Here is a 4,770-nt window from a genome sequence, read left to right as displayed (position 1 = left end):
CCTGTGGGGTGCGGGGTCAGCAGGCCTTGACGTACCAGACCGGGCCCCAGTCGGCGTTGGGGTCGCCGTAGGGAGCGCCGGGCGTGGTGTAGATGAGGTTCTTGGACTTGCCGTACATCTTCGCCTTGAGGCCGGTGGACTGGTTGTTGTACCAGGACCCGCCGCTGTTCAGGCCGTCGGGGATCTCCTGGAGGACGCCGCAGACACTGAACTTGAACGCGAGCCCCTGGTAGTTGCTGTACTTGTAGCCGCAGATGAAGCCCTTGGGGCAGTCGGACGGAGCCGCCGAGATGGCCGGCTGGGCGTTCGCCGCGGGGGCGAGGAGCGTGGTCGCGGCGGCGAATCCGGCCGCGAGGACGATGCCGGCCTTGTGGACGAAGCGCATGGGGGACCTCCTGGGAGCAGTGACGTCGTGGTGCGGGCGGCCGGGTTCGGCGCCCGCACCTCAGTCTCGGAGTCCGGCGCACCGCCGCTCGACGTGTTTCGGCCTGGCCCGAATCACGGACGCACCGCTCAACTCCCGTACGAACCGGGCGCATCGGGCACCTCGGGCCCGTCGGGCACGCCCGGCCCGTCGCCGAGCAGGCCGAGGCCGAGGGCGGTCGGGCTGTGCAGCGCGGTGTTGCGGTACCGGGAGGTGCCGATCAGCCTGGCCTCGCGCAGCACGGTGGCGTGTTCGCTGGCGCTGGAGGGGGTGATCCCGGCGAGGGCGGCGAGCTCCTTCGTCGAGCAGCCGGGGTGGTCGGCGATCACCCGCAGCACGGCGGCCCGGGTGCGCCCGAGCAGGGCGGACACGGTGCTCGCCGAGCCCGCCGGGGCCGGGTCGGGGCCGAGCAGGTCCGGCCAGCCCGCGGGGCGGCTGTCGTCGATCGGGAAGGTGACCGCGGGCTGGGGCAGGCCGTGGGAGTCGTCGCTGACCATGGCCCGCTTGGCGAACACCGAGGGGGCCAGCAGGACGCCCTGCCCCTGGAGCCGCAGGTCGTGGTCGACCCTGCTGCGGACCTCCAGCACCGGCGGCTTCCAGCGCATCCACCGGGGGTTGGCGCCGGCGAGCAGGAGCTCGACGCCCCCGCCGAGGAACTGGCGCATCCGCACCGCCCGGTCGGTGGCGTGGCAGTCGGTGATCCGCGACCAGTAACGGCCGACCAGGTGCTCGTACAGGAGGCCGAGGCTCTGGGCGAGCTCCTCGCGCAGCGCGCCGTCCTCGGCCAGGCGGCGGGCCCACGTGGGGACGGGCTGGTGCTCGGCGATCGCGGCCAGCTCCGCCGCGACGAGCCGGCCCGGGGTCGCCCGTACCCGCTCCAGCAGCTCCTCCGGCCGGCCCGCCACCGCGGGCATCAGGAAGGTCGGCCCCCAGCCGTCCGCCGGTGCCAGGGAGAGCGCCATCCGGGCCCGCTCGGGCAGCCGCCCCAGGACGCTCCGCCGCCACGGGTCCAGCCGCGCCGCGCGGCTCCGGTCCTGCAGGGCCCTCGCCGCGGCCAGGAGTTCGGCGAACGGCATCGGACCCGCCGGCCGGGTCCTGGCCAGGTCCTGGGAGGTGAAGTGGATCCGGTAGACCATGGGTTCCCTCCGGGGCGGGCGACGGGGTCAGGTGCGTTTGAAGAACTCCACCTCCGCGAGCGCGATGGCGCGGCCGGGGCCGGTCCCGGCGGCCTCCCGGACGGTGAGCTTCACCTGGGTGACGTCGCTGATCCCGGTCTGCACGGTCTGCGGGCCCGGCTGGTCATTGAGCTGGACCTGCTGGGTGTGGACCGCGCCGTCCTTCCCGGTGACCTCCAGGGTGAGGACGACGGGGCGGGCCTGCTGCTGGAAGTGCTGGGGGTCGGCGGAGTCCCCGGTGTGGACGATCAGGTCCACCAGCCGGAACGGGGTGCGGAAGGAGAAGGTGACGGAGTCCCCGATCGCGGGCGCGCCCCAGTAGGTGTTGCTGAGGCCGTCGTCGGCCAGGGTGGCCGGGTGGCCCTCGACGGCGGCGCTCGCCGAGGTGGCGGCGGGGGCGATCGGCGCGGTGCCGCGGACCTTGTCCAGGACGTCCTGGAAGACCCGCTGACCGGCCGGGAAGAGCAGGACCCCGGCCACGACCACCGCGACGAGCGCGAGCAGGGCGATGGTGCGGCGCAGCGCGTTGCCCGAGCCGCCGATCCGCACCCGGCGCCGGAACGGCCAGCGGGTGCGCCACCAGGGCAGCTCGGCGACGGCTTCGGTGGGGGTCAGCGGTGCGGCGCAGCGGCGGCAGAACTTCCGCTCGGGCAGGTTGGGCGTGCCGCAGCGGGGGCAGGGCGGGCCGTCCTGGGTCTCGACGGCCTCGGTCGCCCGACTGACGGGGCGGGGCGCGACGGGCTTGGCGGGCTGGACGGCCACCGGGTCGGCCGGTGCGGCGGGGGCAGGGGCCGGGGTCTGTGCGGGGGCCGGCCGTACGGGGGCGGGCCGTACGGGGGCGGGCCGTACCTGCGCCGGCCGTACGGGGGCGGTGGCGGCGCGCGGGGGGTCGGCGGCGGCCGGGGGCTCGGCGGCCGGGGCCGGGGCGGACGGTTGCGATGCCTCGACCTGCTCCTTCGCCTCCTGCGCTTCCTGCTTCGCCTCGTTCCTGGCTTCCGGTTCGGCACGCGCCGTCCGGCGCGAGGCGCTGCGCCGTACGGGTTCGGCAGGAGCAGGAGCAGGCGCGGGGGTGGGCGAGGGAGCAGGCGCGGGCGTCGGCTCAGGCGTCGGCTTGGGCGCGGGCGTCGGCGCGGGCTCGGTCCGCGCGGGCGCGGGCACGGCCTGGGCGGCGCCGGCGTTGCGCGACCAGCCGAGGTAGGCGCCGCAGTTGCCGCAGAAGTCGTCCCCCTCCCCGTTGGCCGTTCCGCATTCGGGGCACACCGGCATTCGTCAGCCCTCCGCTCGCCCGGGTGGGCCGGGCAGGATCTCCACCCGGCAGGTCAGATGGACCGGACAGCCGGCCCTGACGACGGACCGCACCTGGTCCTCGTCCGGTTCCGCTCCGCGCAGCGGCCAGACCCGGACCAGCACGTCGCCGCTCGGTGCGGGCGGCAGCGCGGCGTCCGGGTCGGCGGACCAGGAGGCGCCGCCGCCGTCCACGATCTCGGCGCCGACGCCGAGCACCAGCCGCAGCCGTTCGGTGAGGCCGCGCCGGGTGCCGCGCCAGCGGTGCAGTTCCACCGCGCGCCCGACCACGGCCCGGCGCACCTCGACCGGCCAGGCCGGGTCGACCTCCACCGCGACCCAGGAGGCCAGCCAGTCGAGGAAGTCGGCCGGCGCGAGGCCGGGCTGGAAGTAGGCGGGCAGGTTGTCCAGGGTGGCGAAGACCGGGGCGAGGACGGTGTCCAGGCCGGCCGTGAACCGCTGGGCGAAGTCGTCCTCGGCGAACAGCGCGGGCAGCAGTTCGCCGATCGGGTGCGGGCTGGGCAGCCCGGGGACGGCGGCCCTGGTCATGACGCCCCGTCCTCGGCCTGCGCGGTGACCACGACCTGGTGCTGGTGGGAGAAGACCAGGGCGTCCGGCGGGACCTCGACCCGCTCGGTCGGCGCGCCCCGGCGTCCGGTGATCGGGTCGGCCGGGAACAGCCGCAGTTCGTCGACGCCCGCGACGGCGGCCACCCGCTGGAGCACCGCGAACACCTCCCCGTACTGCACCGCCCGGCCGAACGGCCAGCCCGTGCCGTCGGCGCCGCCGCGCAGCGGGTTGAGGTACCGGTAGAGCGCGGCGAGCACCTCCTCGCGGACCCGGTCGGGGTCGGCGGAGCGGGTGGTGAGCCGGGCGACCACCGTCACGCCCTGGTAGGCGGGCGGCTGGACGACCAGCCGGGTGCCGATCAGCCGCCGCTCGTCGAGGGCGGTCGCGACGGCGGCCAGCACCTGGTCGTCGGGGATCAGCTGCTCGAAGCGCAGCCGGTCGCCCTCGTCCGCGACGGCGTCGGGGACGACCAGCACCCGCACCGCGCCCGCCTCCCCGCCGGTGGCGGGCACGCAGCTGACCCGGGCGGCGGACGGCGCGGCCTGCCGGGCGATCAGCTCGAAGTCCCCGGCGGTGACGGCGCGTTCCTGGAGGCGCAGCTGGTGCGGGGCGCGGGCCTTGGCGTTCTCGACGGTCTCGCCGTCGACCCCGCCGCGGGCCGCCTCCCGGTTGTCCACCCGGGCGATGTACGGGACGGAGCTGCGCAGCACCGTGATGGTGCCGCGGGCGACGTTGCCCGCGATCCCGCCGCCGGTGCGGTAGCGCGGGACGCGCAGGTGGGCGCCCTTGGGCGGGACGGCGCCGAAGGCGCGCAGGCTGCCGTCCGGTTCGCGGACGGCGGGCGGGAAGAGGAACTCGCCGGTGGTGGCGTCCAGCACCACGTGCCGGTCGGTGGGTGAGGACTCGCCGAAGTGCTCGACGACCGTCCACCGTTCCCAGCCCTCGCCGGCCGCGACCTCGACCACCGGGGGCTCGCCGTCGAGCAGCACCGGGGGCCGGGCGAGTCGGAAGCGCTGGCCCGCGACGCCCTCCGAGGCGCCGAGCGGCGCGTCGGTGACGGTCTGCGCGTGGACGGCGGTGGCGGTGCCGCCGACGGTGAACACCTCGGCCCGGCGGATCGTGGGCGACTCGGAGTAGAACGGCTGGCCCGGCTGCGGCTCGGTGACCCGGCAGCGCAGCCAGCCGGCCCGCCGGCCGGCGACCACCGAGGCGGTGTGCCCGGCGGGCACGAAGACGACCACCTCGCCGGGCCGGTTGAGGCCGCCGGTGGTGTCGCTGCCGGTCTCGCAGGCGATCCAGCGCGCGCCGTCCCAGACC

5 protein-coding genes are annotated in these 4,770 nt (G+C 76.3%); all 5 read right to left on the bottom strand.

Annotated features, from left to right (window positions below; all coding sequences use genetic code 11):
• Positions 1–16: 16 nt before the first annotated feature.
• Complete coding sequence (locus tag ACFU6K_RS31515) at positions 17–385, bottom strand: peptidase inhibitor family I36 protein (RefSeq protein WP_380668815.1); 369 nt, start codon at positions 383–385, stop codon at positions 17–19.
• Positions 386–513: 128 nt separating this feature from the next.
• Positions 514–1,560: a winged helix-turn-helix domain-containing protein gene (locus tag ACFU6K_RS31510; protein WP_380668813.1), complete on the bottom strand. Its 1,047-nt coding sequence runs from the start codon at positions 1,558–1,560 to the stop codon at positions 514–516.
• A 27-nt stretch (positions 1,561–1,587) separates the two neighbouring features.
• Positions 1,588–2,865 (bottom strand): NADase-type glycan-binding domain-containing protein, encoded by a 1,278-nt coding sequence (locus tag ACFU6K_RS31505; RefSeq protein WP_380668811.1) that lies wholly within the window; start codon positions 2,863–2,865, stop codon positions 1,588–1,590.
• A gap of 3 nt (positions 2,866–2,868) precedes the next feature.
• On the bottom strand, positions 2,869–3,432 hold the full coding sequence (locus ACFU6K_RS31500; protein WP_380668809.1) for a phage tail protein: 564 nt from the start codon (positions 3,430–3,432) through the stop codon (positions 2,869–2,871).
• A partial coding sequence (locus tag ACFU6K_RS31495) for a putative baseplate assembly protein (protein ID WP_380668807.1) occupies positions 3,429–4,770 on the bottom strand: 1,342 nt, incomplete at its 5' end. The genes ACFU6K_RS31500 and ACFU6K_RS31495, both read right to left, overlap by 4 nt.

It is taken from the genome of Kitasatospora sp. NPDC057512, assembly GCF_042802135.1.
GTDB lineage: Bacteria > Actinomycetota > Actinomycetes > Streptomycetales > Streptomycetaceae > Kitasatospora.
Note: the sequence above shows the minus strand (reverse complement) of the source record. Positions and strands in the feature narration are given on the sequence as shown.